The sequence below is a fragment of the Noviherbaspirillum pedocola genome, assembly GCF_016632335.1.
Lineage (GTDB): Bacteria > Pseudomonadota > Gammaproteobacteria > Burkholderiales > Burkholderiaceae_D > Noviherbaspirillum_A > Noviherbaspirillum_A pedocola.
This window is the reverse complement of record NZ_JAEPBG010000001.1, coordinates 1,052,166-1,068,207: the sequence shown is the minus strand read 5'-3', so window position 1 is coordinate 1,068,207 and position 16,042 is coordinate 1,052,166. Positions and strand designations below refer to the sequence as shown.

Annotated in this window: 13 protein-coding genes and 3 tRNA genes; 9 read left to right on the top strand and 7 right to left on the bottom strand. The window is 61.8% G+C overall.

Annotation, left to right across the window (positions count from 1 at the left end; translation table 11 throughout):
• The first annotated feature begins 14 nt into the window (after positions 1–14).
• On the top strand, positions 15–380 hold the full coding sequence (locus JJB74_RS04855) for a hypothetical protein (protein WP_200590642.1): 366 nt from the start codon (positions 15–17) through the stop codon (positions 378–380).
• Positions 381–428: 48 nt separating this feature from the next.
• Here JJB74_RS04855 and glmS read toward each other — a convergent pair whose 3' ends face one another.
• On the bottom strand, positions 429–2,255 hold the full coding sequence (gene glmS, locus JJB74_RS04850) for a glutamine--fructose-6-phosphate transaminase (isomerizing) (protein ID WP_200590641.1): 1,827 nt from the start codon (positions 2,253–2,255) through the stop codon (positions 429–431).
• Positions 2,256–2,263: 8 nt separating this feature from the next.
• The gene (glmU, locus tag JJB74_RS04845; RefSeq protein ID WP_200590640.1) at positions 2,264–3,622 is read right to left on the bottom strand and encodes a bifunctional UDP-N-acetylglucosamine diphosphorylase/glucosamine-1-phosphate N-acetyltransferase GlmU; all 1,359 of its coding nucleotides are present in this window, start codon (positions 3,620–3,622) and stop codon (positions 2,264–2,266) included.
• A gap of 17 nt (positions 3,623–3,639) precedes the next feature.
• Between glmU and JJB74_RS04840 the strand changes: the two genes are divergently transcribed.
• On the top strand, positions 3,640–4,575 hold the full coding sequence (locus JJB74_RS04840) for a DUF6279 family lipoprotein (protein WP_325170084.1): 936 nt from the start codon (positions 3,640–3,642) through the stop codon (positions 4,573–4,575).
• Here JJB74_RS04840 and ttcA read toward each other — a convergent pair.
• From ttcA to JJB74_RS04825, 3 genes are read right to left on the bottom strand one after another with little or no spacing between them, the layout of a single operon-like run.
• Complete coding sequence (gene ttcA, locus JJB74_RS04835; protein ID WP_200590638.1) at positions 4,555–5,481, bottom strand: tRNA 2-thiocytidine(32) synthetase TtcA; 927 nt, start codon at positions 5,479–5,481, stop codon at positions 4,555–4,557. The two genes, JJB74_RS04840 and ttcA, sit on opposite strands and share 21 nt — an antisense overlap.
• Complete coding sequence (locus JJB74_RS04830; protein ID WP_200590637.1) at positions 5,478–5,879, bottom strand: dihydroneopterin aldolase; 402 nt, start codon at positions 5,877–5,879, stop codon at positions 5,478–5,480. The genes ttcA and JJB74_RS04830 overlap by 4 nt, the downstream gene beginning before the upstream one ends.
• A 26-nt stretch (positions 5,880–5,905) precedes the next feature.
• Complete coding sequence (locus tag JJB74_RS04825) at positions 5,906–6,712, bottom strand: SDR family oxidoreductase (protein ID WP_200590636.1); 807 nt, start codon at positions 6,710–6,712, stop codon at positions 5,906–5,908.
• Positions 6,713–6,759: 47 nt separating this feature from the next.
• On the opposite strand from JJB74_RS04825, the gene JJB74_RS04820 reads away from it, so the two are divergent.
• From JJB74_RS04820 to JJB74_RS04805, 4 genes are all read left to right on the top strand, one after another.
• Entirely contained in the window at positions 6,760–7,920 is a 1,161-nt protein-coding gene (locus tag JJB74_RS04820; RefSeq protein WP_200590635.1) for a class I SAM-dependent methyltransferase, read from the top strand.
• 67 nt (positions 7,921–7,987) lie between these two features.
• The gene (locus JJB74_RS04815) at positions 7,988–8,182 is read left to right on the top strand and encodes a DUF2905 domain-containing protein (protein ID WP_200590634.1); all 195 of its coding nucleotides are present in this window, start codon (positions 7,988–7,990) and stop codon (positions 8,180–8,182) included.
• Positions 8,183–8,238: 56 nt separating this feature from the next.
• Complete coding sequence (locus JJB74_RS04810; RefSeq protein ID WP_200590633.1) at positions 8,239–9,654, top strand: DHA2 family efflux MFS transporter permease subunit; 1,416 nt, start codon at positions 8,239–8,241, stop codon at positions 9,652–9,654.
• 111 nt (positions 9,655–9,765) lie between these two features.
• The gene (locus JJB74_RS04805) at positions 9,766–12,999 is read left to right on the top strand and encodes an ankyrin repeat domain-containing protein (RefSeq protein ID WP_200590632.1); all 3,234 of its coding nucleotides are present in this window, start codon (positions 9,766–9,768) and stop codon (positions 12,997–12,999) included.
• Positions 13,000–13,039: 40 nt separating this feature from the next.
• Here JJB74_RS04805 and kefC read toward each other — a convergent pair whose 3' ends face one another.
• A complete protein-coding gene (kefC, locus tag JJB74_RS04800; protein ID WP_200590631.1) occupies positions 13,040–14,839 on the bottom strand; it encodes a glutathione-regulated potassium-efflux system protein KefC in 1,800 nt (599 codons plus the stop codon).
• Positions 14,840–14,850: 11 nt separating this feature from the next.
• Entirely contained in the window at positions 14,851–15,420 is a 570-nt protein-coding gene (gene kefF, locus JJB74_RS04795) for a glutathione-regulated potassium-efflux system oxidoreductase KefF (protein ID WP_200590630.1), read from the bottom strand.
• 245 nt (positions 15,421–15,665) lie between these two features.
• On the opposite strand from kefF, the gene JJB74_RS04790 reads away from it, so the two are divergent.
• The 3 genes from JJB74_RS04790 to JJB74_RS04780 all read left to right on the top strand — a co-directional run bounded on the left by JJB74_RS04790 (position 15,666) and on the right by JJB74_RS04780 (position 15,997).
• Positions 15,666–15,751, top strand: a tRNA-Tyr gene (locus JJB74_RS04790).
• Positions 15,752–15,801: 50 nt separating this feature from the next.
• Positions 15,802–15,875, top strand: a tRNA-Gly gene (locus JJB74_RS04785).
• 47 nt (positions 15,876–15,922) lie between these two features.
• Positions 15,923–15,997: transfer RNA gene (locus tag JJB74_RS04780), tRNA-Thr, on the top strand.
• Positions 15,998–16,042 lie beyond the last annotated feature (45 nt).

The following is a 16,042-nucleotide window of genomic DNA, read 5'->3' as shown; positions in this document are numbered from 1 at the left end:
TTCCACCCGACCCAATGCCGGACCCGCTCCAGGAACCGCCGGCCGACATCGTTCCCGAACTGATTGCGAGCGTGTATGTAGAAGCGCCGCCAGTGCAGAAGCGCCAGTTGCTGGAAACACTGCTGCGGCCATTGAGCCTGCTGGCGCTGGTCGCGCTGGCTGGCGGCAAGTTCGCGCGTATTCGCCTGCGCAATGGCGAAGTGAAATCGCCGATCGCAATCGAGGATGCGCAAAGGGTGTCGGCCTATGAGGTGGCGGCGCTGGTGCGCTATGTGCAGCAGGCCAATGAGGAGGTGGTGGAGGTGCTGGTGAAACAGTTGCGCTCGCTGCCCTTGCTGCCGGAGCGCATCGCCAGCCTGAGGATGCGGCCGGCGTTCTGAAGACAGCGCGCTGACCATGCATGGGCGCATGGTCAGCGCGCAGGGCGATTACTCCACCGTTACCGACTTCGCCAGGTTTCTCGGCTTGTCGACATCGGTGCCGCGTGCCAGCGCGGTGTGATACGCCAGCAGCTGCAGCGGCACCACGTGCAGGATCGGCGACAGCAGGCCGTAATGCTCGGGCAGACGAATTACGTGTATGCCTTCGCTCGAGCTCATCTGCGAATCGCCATCGGCGAACACATACAGCTGGCCGCCGCGCGCGCGCACTTCCTGCATGTTGGACTTCAGCTTCTCGATCAGCGTGTCGTTCGGCGCCACCGTCACCACCGGCATTTCTTCGGTCACCAGCGCCAGCGGGCCGTGCTTCAGTTCGCCGGCCGGGTAGGCCTCGGCATGGATGTACGAAATTTCCTTGAGCTTCAGCGCGCCTTCCAGCGCGATCGGGTAATGCAGACCGCGGCCGAGGAATAGCGCATTTTCCTTGCGCGCGAAGGCTTCGGACCAGGCGATGATGTGCGGCTCCAATGCCAGCACGCTTTGCAGCGCCGTCGGCAGATGACGCAGGCTTTTCAGGTAAAAGGCTTCGGCTTCGGCGTCGAGTTTGCCGCGCATTTTGGCCAGCGTGGCCGTGAGCAGGAACAGCGCGGTCAGCTGCGTGGTGAAAGCCTTGGTCGAGGCCACGCCGATCTCGGCGCCGGCGCGGGTCAGGTAGGACAGTTCGGTTTCGCGCACCATCGCCGAGGTGCCGACATTGCAGATCGACAGGCTGTGCCGGTGGCCGAGCTCCTTCGCATACTTCAACGCGGCCAGGGTGTCGGCAGTCTCCCCGGATTGCGAAATCACCACCACCAGCGCCTTCGGATTCACCGCCGGCTTGCGATAACGGTATTCGCTGGCGATTTCCACCGAGGTCGGCAGATTGGCCAGCGATTCGAGCCAGTACTTCGCGGTCATGCCCGAGTAGTAGCTGGTGCCGCAGGCGAGGATCAGCACGCTGTCGATGTCGGCGAAGACGTCTTGCGCCTTTGGGCCGAACAGGTCCGGCGCGAAGCCGAGCACGCCTTCGAGCGTGTCGGAAATCGCGCGCGGCTGCTCGAAGATTTCCTTCTGCATGTAGTGACGATACGGGCCCAGCTCGATGGCGCCCGAATACGCCTGCACCGTCTGCACCCGGCGCTCGACGGGCTGGTCGTCGCGATCGTAGATGCGCACGCCGTCCAGGCGCACATCCACCACGTCGCCTTCCTCGAGATAGATGATCTGGTCGGTGCTGCCGGCCAGCGCCATCGCATCGGAGGCAAGGAAGTTCTCGTTGTCGCACAAGCCCACGATCAGTGGGCAGCCGAGGCGCGCGCCGACGATGCGCTGCGGCTCGTCCTTGGCGAACACCGCGATGGCGAACGCGCCATGCAGGCGCTTGACCGCCTTCTGCACCGTGGACAGCAGGTCGCCGTCGTACATGTGATTGACCAGGTGCGCGATGGCTTCGGTATCGGTCTGCGATTCGAACACATAACCCAGCGCTTTCAGTTCAGTGCGGATCTCTTCATAGTTTTCGATGATGCCGTTGTGCACCAGGCCGATGCGCTGCTCGCCATCCCGGGCCGAGAAATGCGGATGCGCATTGTTCGTCGCCGGCACGCCGTGGGTGGCCCAGCGGGTATGCGCGATGCCGGTGTTGCCCGCAAAGCCGCTGTCGTCGACCTGGCGCTCGAGTTCGGCCACGCGCGAGACGCTGCGGGCGCGCTTGAGGCCGCCGTTGTTGACCGCGACGCCGCAGGAGTCATAGCCGCGGTATTCCAGGCGCTTCAGGCCCTCGAGCAGGATGGGGACGATATTGCGTTGCGCGACCGCGCCGACGATTCCGCACATGGGATTTCCTATTTGGGTTGTTTGACCGGCCGCTTCCAGGCGTCGATCGTAATTTGTTGCGGACGGGTGATGGTCAGCTTGCCGGCTGGTGCGTTGCGGGTCAGCGTGGTGCCGGCGCCAAGCGTGGCGCCGCGGCCGACAGTGACCGGCGCGACCAGTTGCGTATCGCTGCCGATGAAGACATCGTCCTCGATCACGGTGCGGTGCTTGTTCACGCCATCGTAATTGCAGGTGATGGTGCCGGCGCCGATGTTCACGCGCGAGCCGACGGTGGAGTCGCCGACGTAGGCAAGGTGATTGGCCTTGCTGTGGGCGGCGATGGTGGCGTTCTTGACTTCGACGAAATTGCCGATGTGCACATCCTCGCCGAGCTCGGTGCCCGGACGCAGGCGGGCGTACGGGCCGATCTGCGAGCTTGCGCCAACGGCAGCCTCTTCGATGTGGCAGAACGGCTTGATCTGCGCGCGTTCGCCGATGCGGGCGTTGCGAATCACGCAATGAGCGCCGACGACGGCGCCGTCGGCGAGTTCGACATCGCCTTCGAAGACGCAGCCGACGTCGATGGTGACATCGCGTCCGCAGGTGAGCGTGCCGCGGATATCGATGCGCGCCGGATCGAGCAACGTCACGCCGGCTTCGAGCAGCCGGTTGGCGAGGTTGCGCTGGTGTATGCGTTCAAGTTCGGCCAGCTGTACCTTGCTGTTCACGCCCAAGGTTTCCCACACCGCGTCCGGCTGGGCCGATGTCACCGGCACGCCATCGGCCACGGCGCGCGCGACGATGTCGGTCAGATAATATTCGCCCTGCGCATTGTTATTGGACAGGGTGGACAGCCATTCCCGCAGCTTTGCGGTGGGCGCGACCATGATGCCGGTGTTGACTTCGGTAATGGCACGTTCTGCCGGAGACGCATCCTTCTGTTCGACGATGCGCACGATGTCGCCGCTTTCACGCACAATGCGGCCGTAGCCGGTGGGGTCGGGGAGATTGACTGTCAGAATGGACAACTTATCGGTTCCGGCCATGTCCAATAGCCGACGCAGCGATGCGGCAGCGGTCAGCGGCACATCGCCGTACAGCACCAGCGTCGGCACATCGTCCCGAAGTTGCGGCAGTGCCTGCATGACGGCGTGTCCTGTGCCGAGTTGCGGTTCCTGGCGCGCGAACTTCAAGTCGTCAGCGCCGAGTTTCTCCGGAACGATATCGCCGCCGTGGCCGTAGATGACTACCAGATTGTCCGGCGCGAGCGCGCGCGCGGTGTCGACGACATGGGACAACAGCGGCTTGCCCGCGAGCGGATGCAGCACCTTGGGAAGCGCGGACTGCATGCGTTTCCCCATGCCCGCTGCAAGTATGACAATGTTCATGAATACCTATCGGTCAAATGACACAAAATTCTAGCATGCACCCCCTGGCACGCTTTCTGCGGTGTAGCAGCATTTTGTTGCTAATCGGAATTCTGTGCGGTTGTAGTGTTGCAAGACTAGCCTATAACAATGGGGAAACAGTTTCTTATTTCTGGTTAAACCGATACGTTGACTTCGATGCCGATCAAAAACCCTGGGTAAAAAAGGAAATCGCTGCGTTGTTTGCCTGGCACCGTCAGGCGCAGCTGAAGGCCATTGCGGAAACGCTGGGCAGCGTGCAGAAACAGCTGGAAAACCCGGTAACCGAGGCGGACGTCGAAACGAGCTATGAAACAGCGCGGCAATACCTGCGCGCGGTGCTGGAGCGTGCGGCGCCAGCGATGGCGGACCTGGCGCTGTCCTTGCGGGAACAACAGATCGAGAACATCGCCAGCCGATTTGCCGACAACAACGAGGATTTTCGCAAGGAACGCCTGCGCGGCGACGTCGCGCAGCGTCAGGAAGCGCGTTACCGGCGCACCCTGAAGTCAGCGCAGCATTGGTTCGGCAGCTTTACTGCGGAGCAGCAGCGCGAGATGCGCATGCTGTCGGATGCCCGGCCGCTGGATGAGGATGCCGAACTGGCCGAGCGCATCGCGCGTCAGGAAGCGCTGCTGGGCCTGCTGCGCGCGATCCGGGCGGATAAGCCGACACGCGATACCGCGATCGCGATGGTGCGCGAGCATGTGCACCGGATGCTCCAGCCCAGCGCGGATGAGACGCGGCGCGATTATTTCGCGCGCTACCACAGCGCCACGGTGCACATGGTGGCCAACATCATCAACAATGCGACACCGCAGCAGCGCCAGCACTGCATCGCCGAAGTGCAGGCATGGATCGACGATGTCGAGAAGCAGTCGCCGCCGACACGTACGACGGCGCTGAAATCACCCTTAATCCCCCGGCTGGATTGAAATCACACCGGGCATCGCGGCGGGGGTGGCGCACGGATCTTCGTCGAAGGCGATGTCGCCGTCCGGTGTGGCTTCTCCTGTGACCTGCAGACCGGCAAAGTCGAACAGGTTCGCATCCATCAGGTGCGAAGGCACCACGGTAGACAGCGAGGAAAAGATGTTGTCGACCCGGCCCGGAAACTTCTTTTCCCAATCGCGCAGCATCGCCTTGATCTGCTTGCGCTGCAGGTTTTCCTGGCTGCCGCACAAGTCGCAGGGAATGATCGGGAACTGCCGCAGTTCGGCATAGCGCTCGGTGTCGGCTTCCTTCACATAGGCCAGCGGCCGGATCACGATGTGCTTGCCATCATCGGATTGCAGTTTCGGCGGCATGCCCTTGAGCTTGCTGCCGAAGAACATGTTCAGGAAGAAGGTTTCCATGATGTCGTCGCGATGATGGCCGAGCGCGATCTTGGTCGCCCCCAGTTCATCCGCAACACGGTACAGAATGCCGCGCCGCAGCCGCGAGCACAGCGCGCAGGTGGTTTTACCTTCGGGCACTACGCGCTTGACGATGCTGTAGGTGTCCTGGTTCTCGATGTGGAAGGGCACGCCGAGCTTCGTCAGGTATTCCGGCAGCACATGGGCCGGGAAGTTCGGCTGCTTCTGATCGAGGTTGACGGCGATGATGTCGAAGCGGATCGGCGCGCGCTCGCGCAGCGTCAGCAGGATGTCGAGCAGCGCATAGCTGTCCTTGCCGCCGGACAGGCAGACCATGACTTTGTCGCCGTCCTCGATCATGTTGTAGTCGCCGATGGCCTGGCCGACTTGCCGGCACAGTCGCTTGTGCAGCTTGTTGTTTTCATACGCCGCCTTTTCCGCCTGGCGGCGGGTCAGGGCGGCGTCTTCCAGCACGATTTCGCTCATTGCCCTGCTCCCTTGACGCGAAACACTTCCACGCCAACCGAATCGCAATCCGGATAGACATCCGGCTTCTCGGTGGACACCCGCACCGCGCGCACCTTGGGGTGCTCAAGCATCGCCCGGGCGACGTCGTCGCACAGCGTTTCCTGCAGGTGGATGTGGCCTTGCGCCATGCGGCGCGCGATGGTGTCGCGGATGAAGTCGTAGTCGACGACTTCCTCGAGATGATCGGCTTGCGGCGTGGAGACGGCCAGCGGGATGAACAGATCGACGTTGATCAGCACCCGCTGCTCGCCTTTCTTTTCAAAGTCATGCACGCCGATGTTGATCTGCACTTCATAGTTGCGCAGGAAAAGCCGGCGGCAGTCGGCAAGTTCGGGATAGCTCAGAAAGGAAACCATGGTAATTCCGTTGTGGATGGGCGACCTCAGGTCGCGAGAAACATGACGTCGCGCGGCAGCGGTATCAGGTGCTGACCGCCGTCGACCAGTATCGTGGTGCCGGTGATGGCCGGCGCTTCGGCGACAAAGCACACAGTGGCAGCAATATCCTCCGGCGTGCTCGAGCGGCCCAGCGGCGTGACACGGTGCGCGCGCTCGAAGCCTTCCGCCGTCTGGTCCCCGGACTGCATCGTGATGCCGGGCGCCACGCCCACCACGCGCACTTTCGGCGCAAGCGCCTGCGCCAGCATCGTGGTCGCGGTCTGCAGCGCCGCCTTCGACAGGGTGTAAGACAGATAATCCGGGTTCAGGTTGTACAGCTTCTGGTCCAGCAGGTTCACTACCACCGCCTGTGCGCCGTCGGGCGTGGCAGCAAACAGCGCCTGCGCCAGCAAGAGCGGCGCAGCCAGGTTCGCATGCATGTGCGCATCGAGCGCGGCGGTGCCGAACGTTGCGGCGTCGTCCTGCTCGAACAGCGAGGCATTGTTGACGATGCAGCGCACCGGCCCCAGTTCGGCGGCACGCGGCAGCAGGGTTCGCACTTCGGTTTCATCGCCCAGTTCGCATTGCAGCGTCAGCGCGCGGCGGCCGAGCGCCTCGATCTGTAGCGCGGTCATTTCCGCTTCGTCCTGGGAATGGCGATAATGCAGCGCGATGTCCCAGCCGCGCGCGGCGAGTTCCAACGCGATGGCGCGGCCGATGCGCTTGCCAGCGCCGGTCACCAGTGCAACTTTCCCGGTGCTCGTGGTCTGAGCATGTCTGCGAGCAAGCCTTGCGGCGCTGCGTAGATTCATTTACAACCTCAGGGACAGTTTTAACAATTAACCACCATCTTTCGTTTATGCAACTGCAACTGCCTGAACCTGGTCTCGACGCGCAGATGGCTTCGCGTTCGCTGCAAAGCCTGATCGCCAACGATATACGACACCATTCCGGCTGGATTCCGTTTTCCCGCTTCATGGAACTGGCGCTGTACGCGCCTGGCCTGGGCTACTACAGCGGCGGCGCCGCCAAGCTGGGCAAAGACGGCGATTTTACAACCGCCCCTGAAATCACGCCCCTGTTCGGCCAGACGCTGGCCGGCGTCATTGCCGATTTGATCGGCAAAACCACGCCGCAGATCATGGAATTCGGCGCCGGCACCGGCAAGCTCGCGCGCGACATTCTGATGGAATTGTCGAAGATGGGGGTGCCGGTGCATCGCTATTCGATCGTCGAATTGTCCGGCGAATTGCGTGCGCGCCAGCAGGAAACCCTGCGCGGCTTTCCGCAGGTGACCTGGCTCGACAGTTTTCCAACGGTGTTTTCCGGCATCGTCATCGGCAACGAAGTGCTGGATGCGATGCCGGTGCACCTGGTGACCAAGACCGCGCAGGGCTGGCGTGAACGCGGCATCGGCCTGTCGCCCAAGGGTTTCGTCTACCGCGACCATCCCTGCGATGCGACGCTGCTGGCGCAGATACCGAATCCCGATGCCTTGCCTGAAGGCTATCTGACGGAGGTGCATCCGATCGCGGTCGGCTTCATGCGCACGCTGGCGCAGATGCTCACCGCCGGCTTCGACTTTACTGGCTACGGCGGCGCGGCGCTGCTAATCGACTACGGCTTTCCGGCGCGCGAATATTACCTGCCGCAGCGCTCGGAAGGCACGCTGATGTGCCACTACCGCCACCATGCGCATGCCGACCCGTTCTATCTGCCGGGGTTGCAGGACATCACCGCGCATGTGGATTTCACCGCGATGGCCCAGGCTGCAGTCGAAGCCGGGCTCGATGTGCTGACCTACACCAGCCAGGCATCGTTCCTGATCGATGCCGGCATCGGCGAATTGCTGTCGCGGGTTTCGCCGAGCGACCAGCTACGCTACCTGCCGCGGGCCAACGAGGTGCAAAAGCTGACTTCGCCGGCGGAAATGGGCGAGCTGTTCAAGGTGCTCGCGATCGGCACGAAGGTGGAGCTGCCCGAGCGCTTCGCGCGTGGCGACCGCAGCCACCGGCTGTGAGGATTGCGGTCCGTGGCGCGGTACAATCGGCGCCTTTCTCACGTTCTTCTTTCATGGAAGGCCAGGCATGATCCGCTGGATGCTCGTCATCTTCCTCGCGCTGGTGCTGTTTTCCTCGGCGCTGCCCTGGCTGGAAAAGTTCGGCATTGGTCATTTGCCCGGCGATATCCGCTTCTCGCTGTTCGGCAAGAAGATCTTTCTGCCCTTTGCTTCCACCGTGTTGATGTGCACGGTGATCTTCCTGGTCGCTCGACTGCTGTAATGCCCGTCTGACGGGGAGGCTATACTCCCCAGCTCGTTTCCAAATTTCAAGAATCCATGGCCCTGACCCGGGAAGAATTGCTTGCGCGCCACGGCGAGCGCTACAAATGGCTGGTGCTCTTGACTGTGATGTTCGGGTCGATGGCGGCGATCATGTCTTCCACCATCGTCAATGTCGCGGTGCCGGCGCTGTCGCGGGAATTCGCGCTCGGGCAGGGCAGCGCGCAGTGGGTCTCGGCCTCCTTCATGCTGGCCATGACGCTGGCGATGCTGACCACGCCCTGGCTGCTGCAGCGTTTCGGCATGCGTCGCACCTATGGCGGCTCGATGCTGCTGCTGCTTTGCGGCGGCGTGATCGGCGGCCTGTCTCCGAGTTATCCGATTCTTCTGGCCATGCGCGTGGCCGAAGGTTTGGCCTGCGGCATCGTGCAACCGATACCGGCAATCCAGATCCTGCGCAACTTCGAACGGCAGGAGCAGGGCAGGGCGATGGGCCTGTTCGGTTTCGGCGTGGTGCTGGCGCCGGCGCTGGGGCCGAGCGTGGGCGGTTTTCTGGTCGAGCATTTCGGCTGGCGCTCGATCTTTTTCATCATGGTGCCGTTCTGCGTGGCGGTGCTGGTGATGGCGCACCGGCTGCTGGCGGCGAGTGTGCCCGAGTCTGAAGCCAGGCCGCTGGACTGGCGCGGCCTGCTGCTGGCCGGGCTGGCCATCGTCGGCATCCTTAACGGGCTGGTGCGGCTGCGCACCGATGTGCCGCTGGCCGCGGCGATGATCCTGCCCAGCCTGGCTTGCCTGGTCGGCTTCATCGTCTACCAGCTGCGGGCGAAACATCCGCTGATGAACATGGCGCTGTTCCGCTATCCGCAATTCGCCGCGGGCTCGCTGGTGGCCTTCATTTACGGCATGGGCCTGTTCGGCTCGACTTACCTGCTGCCGGTGTTCATGCAGATCGGCCTGCATTATTCGCCGTCGCAGGCAGGCTTGGTGCTGCTGCCGGCGGGCGGCGTGCTGGCGGTCACGATCTGGCTTGGCGCCCGGCTGGTCGATCGCATCCCAGCGCACGTGCTGGTGTCTTCCGGCGTGGCGCTCCTGGCGTTGTCCTTCGCGCTGATGGCTTTTTGCGGCCCGGACACCGCCTACGCGACCCTGATGTCGTGGGCCGTCGTCGGCCGCATCGGTCTTGGGCTGGTCTTGCCAGCGCTCAGCCTGGGCGCCATGCGCGGGCTCGACCGCAGCTTCATCACGCAAGGCTCAAGCACAATCAACTTCCTGCGCCAGCTCGGCGGCGCGATCGGTGTGGCGCTGGTCGGCATCGTGCTCGAATGGCGGTTGAAGGCGCATCCGGCCGGCGCCGGCGCGCACGGTTTGCGCGCTTTCGATGAAACCTTCCTGTTCATCGCGGCGATTTCGGTGCTTGCAGTGCTGGCGGCATGGCGGATCCGTGCAGGGCGTGTGGCGGCGGATACCGTCTGAGTCCACGCCAGGTCTGCCGCAGGCATGGCCTGCCCGTGCGCAGCCTGATGGAACCAGTGTTGCGCGGCCGGGTACATAGACGACCTTTTCAACCGACGGCCCGCGTCCCTTATGTTCCCCACCACAACCGGCTCTGCATTTGCAAGCTCGAACACGACGGCTAGCAGCACGACGCCTGATGTTGCCGATCCTTCGTCACAGGCAGAACCATCCATTTCCACTCCTTACGAGGAGCAAACCGGCTTTACACGACTGCATCCGCCATTGCCCGCAGAGCTGAGCAGGGATCTGGAATTCCTGATTGAGGAATTGGAAACATTGCGCAAGCCAGGCCAGTTGAACAGCAAAACGCTGTGTCGATTCTTTCAGTCCCTGCACGAGCGGCAAGCTTCATTTGAAAGCTTGCTTTCCGATTACCCCGCAGCGTCTCGCTTGTCCTGGCTGCGCAAGCTGATTACCGATGTCGTCGAACGCCTGGCGCAGACATCGGAACTGAATGCGGTTCCTTCCGCTCCGCGGAAAGCGGAAGGCCAGGACGTCCCTCTGCGATTGGCGGATCTCGGCCTGGACGAGTTGCATGCCATTTGCCTGGGCCTGAGTACCTGCTGTGGCCGACATGCGAGTCATCCGTTTCCGGCGACATGGCGGAACAATCCGGCTTCCCCCTTCAACGGATTGCTTGCCGCCTTGTGCGAGCGCTTGCATGCGCTGCAATTCCCGGATGGCGCAAGCGATTACGGCACCGTTTTGAATGTACAGAACCTGTTTAGCCGCGCATTGAAGGCGCAATTGCTTTCCCCTTCCGAACCCGTCAGGAAACACTGTGCCGCCTTCCTGAGGCTTGCTGGAATCTGGGCTAATCAACGCAAGGCCGATGTCCTGGATGCGCATCAGCTCGGCAAGTTCGCCATGCAAATCGATGCGCTCCTGCGTTTTGGCCTGTTTTCCGCATCCGATCGGAAACTTGTCGGCGCCATCATGGAGTGGCTGACTTCGAAAGCAGCCATGACGTTGTTGCGCCAGACGGAAAACATAGTCACGCTGAGTAATTTCTGCACCTTGCTCAAGACCCTGCTCAAGCATGGAATGCTTGCGCCGACCGAAGAGAGAAACGACCCGGTTTTCCTGGCATTGGCGCGCCTGATCGGCAGCATTAGCCCGGACCGCTTTCTGCAACCGGATACCCGCGCGCTTGCCGCCTGCGCGGTATTGCTGCGTTCCTGCATACTCAACGGTCAGTCGCGTCGGTGGGCAGCGAAGAGCGAGTTTTCCGGGGCATGCGATAAAGTGATTGCCACTGTTTGCGCTCCCGAGTTCCAGAAGTGCTCGGTGGATAGTCATTCCGCCTCCATGCTGGCGGAATTTTTGCAGGTACTGGAAAAGGAAGATTGGACGCAAGCAGCCCCGCCTGAAGCCAAAATCGTGGGCCAGCGTGACTACCGGCTCGCCGCACGGCAATTGCTCGGCCATCTTTCCACGAAGTCGCTATCTAGCCTTCGAAGCAGCAGAACCATTGAAGGACTCATGTCGGCGCTGGGCTGGATGATCGTTTGCAAGCGGGTTTCGGCGACCGATGTCGGCGGGCATATCGTGGCATTGGTGAATGCGATATCCCATACGGGCCTGGCAGACTGGAATGCGGACAGTGCACAACGTGTCAGCAAGTTGCTGAGCCGCTGGCGTCGTCAGGGAGTGCTGACGGAGCAGGTCTGGATACGCGGGACGGTCATGCTGACGCAGCGCAGTGTGGAGCGCAGCGGCACGGAGATGGCAAGCGCGGTGAACAACGAAGGTCAGCTGATTACGGAATTGCTGCTCAGCGACATCGCTGAAACACAGGGCAGCAGGCCAAGGTTCGGGGACCAGAACTGGGTTCCGGTCGGCGGCAATCTGGCGTCGGCTCCGGCGCTGAAGTCAGGCGAGCACGGGGCTGCGAAAAGGGTTGCGGTCAAGGATGCTTCGTCTCCGGCGCCAAACAGGCTGCCCGCTCGGGATGAATGGCGACAGATCACGGGCGCATCGAGAAGCGTGCCTGAAGTGGATGAATGGAAACCGATCGAGGTTCAGGCCGAGGAAGACACTGAAAAAGAAGTCGAACAGCCGGATGCGTCCCGATCGACGTCCAAGTCCGCCAAACCCGGCAATGGGAAACATCGGAAGCCGGGCACCAAGGCAAGGTCCAAGGACTCTGCGAACGATGCTTTTGCGGATGCAGCGAAGGCGTCGGAAAGTCGCGTTACGCCTCCAGCCAAACTACCGGGCAATTACGCCTCGGCACGCCAACTATGGTTCCAACGCCTTCGGGACAAGACGCGTGATCCCATGCAGATATTGCCGCATCTCGCAAAGGCTTTTCCTGCCTTGCTGACGGAACGCGAGCCGAAAAGCCAGCAGGATGCCATGGCGCTGGCCTTGAAGTATGAACAGGCTGAGGCAGCGATATGGCTGGCGCGGACGAGTATGCGCGCAAGCGATTTTCAGCTTATCCAAACATTCGACCGCTATCTGATGAGCCTGCCTCGGACCTTCAGGATGGAAGGAGCGATACGCAGGGCGATTCGCGGCGTGCTGGCCGATATGAACGATATGCCCGACGACATAAGGAATGCGCGGATACGAATATATGAAGAGGAAATGAGTGTGCTGGGAATGCGAGAGCTTCTTCAGGAAAGCGGTCTTCGTCGCAAGCCCGAGTCAAGCGCCTCATCGGAAACCGAGGAGGAAGATGTCTGGGAGTTACTAAGACGGAGTCTTGAGCGTGCATTCCGGTTTCAGCATGCGGATTTTGTGTTGAACGTTTTGCGAACGCCTGTAGGCGCGAAACTTGTCTCGATGCCTTGGCCCTATGGCGCTTCGCCGCTGCACTATGTGCTTTCTCTTCCGGATACACGGATGCTGCGCATGCTGCTCGCCATCCGTGGCGTGCCGGCCATGGCTGTCCGAGCCGATGCGACGGGGCTTACACCTTTGAAAGTAGCCATCTTCGCGGGCAGCCGTGAAAGTCTGCGATGCCTGCTCGCGCTTCCCGAAGTGCAGTCACGCATTACCGCGGACATGTCCGATGAAAACAGCAATCCGCTGCTTCTGGCGATACATAACAACAGGGTAGATGCCGTTGTTGAAATGCTCGAATTGCCTCCGGTAAGAGATTTTGTACTCAACAATGACTTGATGTTGTTTGGCTTGTGTATTGCTCGTGACTTGAATCCGATCATCGACCACTTGGCGGGTTTTGTAAAACATTACCGAAATTTGACACTCGAACAGGTGGGAGAGCGATTGACGCTTGCCATGAAACGCCTCATCTCCTCGTATGCAGAAGGAGCTGATACCGATAAAGGCTGAGCGCGTGTCTGGATCCACAGGATCATGAAACCACCTCGGCTCAATCCCATCCGTCCTCCCGCTCCGTCTTGCTTGCCTCAAGATCGCGAGCGAACATCTCCTCCAGTTCGTCGCGCGCCTGCTTGGACATGGAGACGAACTGCTTCTGGTCGCGGTAGTACGGATACACCGCCTGCAGCGACTTCAGGTTGTGGTCGCGGAACTTCATCGCCGCCTGGCGCGCGTGCCAGGCGCCGTACCCGAGTTGCTGCAGTACCCGCCGGCCCAGCAGCAGCGCGCTCTCGAAAGTTTCCCGTTCGATGATGGTCACGCCGCGGTCCATCAGGTCGTAGTAGTGGCTGACGTTGCGCGCGCGCGCCAGGATGGGAAGCTCGGGAAAGGCTTCGCGCGCCGCGTCTACCAGCGCCAGACTGTCCTCAACGTCGTCGATAGCTACGATCAGCGCCCGTGCACGCTCGGCGCCGGCGGCATGCAGCAGGTCGAGCCGGGTCGCGTCGCCGTAGTACACCTCCCAGCCGAAGCGGCGCAGCAGGTCGATCTGGTCGGGGTCGTGATCGAGCACGGTCAGGCGGATCCGGTTCGCATGCAACAGGCGCCCGATGATCTGCCCGAAGCGGCCGAAGCCGGCGATGATCACATGGTCCTCGCGCGCTTCAACCTCGTCGTCCGGCCGTTGCCGGCTGCCAGCCAGGCGCGGCGCCAGCACGCGGTCGTGCAACAGCAGGAGCAGCGGCGTGGCGACCATGGATAGCGTGACCGCAACCACCAGCATCGAAGCAATTTCCTGACTGAACACCCGCGCGGTGGCGGCTGCGCCGAAGACGACGAACGCAAATTCGCCGCCCTGGGACAGCACGATGGCAAACAAGGGGCGTTGCGCCCGCGCGATGCCGAGCCGGCCGCTCATTGCATACAACACGAGGATCTTGATTGCCAGGAAGACGAGCACCAGGCCGAGAATCCGCCATGGCTGACCGAGCAGCACGCCGAAGTCGACCGACATGCCAACTGAAATGAAGAACAGCCCCAGCAGCAAGCCCTTGAACGGTTCGATATCGGTTTCCAGCGCATGGCGGTATTCCGAGTCCGCCAGCAGCACGCCGGCGATGAAGGTGCCGAGCGCCATCGACAGACCGACCTTGTTCATCAGCAGCGCGATGGCAATGACCAGCAGCAACGCAAAGGCGGTGAAAATTTCGCGCAGGTCGGTCGCTGCGATGAAGCGCAGCGCCGGCCGCAGCAGGTAACGCCCGCCGATCACCAGCGCGGCGACGACGGCAACCACTAGCAGTGCGCCGCCGTATCCCTCCTGGCCGTGGTCGGTCGCCACGCCAAGCAGCGGGACAACGGCAATCATCGGAATGGCGGCGATGTCCTGAAACAGCAGTATGCCGAAGCCGGCGGTCCCGGCCGGCGTGCCGGCGAGATTGCGCTCGGAGAGTGTGGCCAGCGCAATCGCAGTTGACGACAGCGACAGGCCGAGCGCGGCGATCAGCGCGATTTTCCACGGTACGCCAACGGCAACGGCCGCGCCGGTCAATGCTGCGCTGACGAGCCCAACCTGGGCTGCGCCACCGCCGAAGATAGAGCGGCGCAGCGCCCAGAGCCGCTTCGGTTCCAGTTCGAGCCCGATCAGGAAGAGCAGCAACACCACGCCGAATTCGGAAAAGTGCAGCATTTGCTGCACGTCCGACACCAGTCGCAAACCCCATGGGCCGATTGCCGCGCCGGCCAGCAGGTAGCCAAGCACCGAACCGAGACCAAGCCGCTTGGCGATGGGTACCGCGAGCACCGCGGCAAGGAGGAAGATCAATGCGTCTTGCAACGGTCCCTGTTCCATGGCACTTCCTGTTAGAGGCCCGCGCTTGCAAGGCGATTCGCGGTCATTGCCGGACGGGAGTAGGTCGCCAGCGCATCGCAGTAGCGGGTGACATGCGCCTCAATCGCGGCCTCGTCCGCTTGGCGGGCGCCGTGAAGGACCAGCGGATCCAGCCAGCGCATGCCGCACAGTTGCGCGATTTGGCGGTAAGGCGGCAGGAAGGCTTCGAAAGGATGCCCATGCTCTCCCTCCAGCGAATAAGCCCCCTCGGCGCTGCCAGTGGTGACCGCGAGCCAGAAATCCTTGCCCGCCAGCGCGGCGCCGCGACTGCCATAGGCCCAGTTGTGCTCGAGCACCGTGTCCAGCCACTCCTTCTGCAGTGCAGGCATCCCATACCACTGTACGGGATGCTGCATCACGATCAGATCAGCGGCTTCAACCAGCGCCTGTTCACGCTGCACGTCGATAACAAAATCCGGATAAGTCTCGTAGAGATCGTTCACCGTGACGCCGGGAATCGTGCTGGCGCGTTCAATCATGCGGCGATTGACTCGAGAGTAATGCGGCATCGCATGGGCATACAGAATCAGCATTCGCGGCATGGGAAGAATCTGAGAGGTGTGAACGCGTGAATTATGGAGCCAATGGCAGTTTTGCCATCTCCGCTAACGCAAAATGTGCGGCAAAAGAAAACCCGACCGAAAAATTTTGCATTGCGCCACCGAAACCCGCTTTTAATTTCCGCTGGCCTCGTGATATGCTTCGGCCTCCTCAACGAGGAGCGCAATAAAAAGCGGCTCAACGTTGACAGACCGGGGGTTCCTCACTATAGTTTGGGGTTCCCTGCGGAGGGGTGGCCGAGTGGTTAATGGCAGCAGACTGTAAATCTGCCCTCTTACGAGTACGCTGGTTCGAATCCAGCCCCCTCCACCAGCAGGACAGAGCAGTCAGGTGTTAAGTGAGTGGCTGAGATGGTCGCCCTAGCGGGTGTAGCTCAATGGTAGAGCTGAAGCCTTCCAAGCTTACGACGAGGGTTCGATTCCCTTCACCCGCTCCAGGTTTTTGGTTGTACGTGCCTTTGCAAGGGGTATCGGACGACAAAATGCCCTTGTAGCTCAGTGGTAGAGCACTCCCTTGGTAAGGGAGAGGCCACGTGTTCAATCCACGTCAAGGGCACCAATTATGGAAGAGGCGCATCGCGGTGTCGCGATGCGCCTTTAGTAA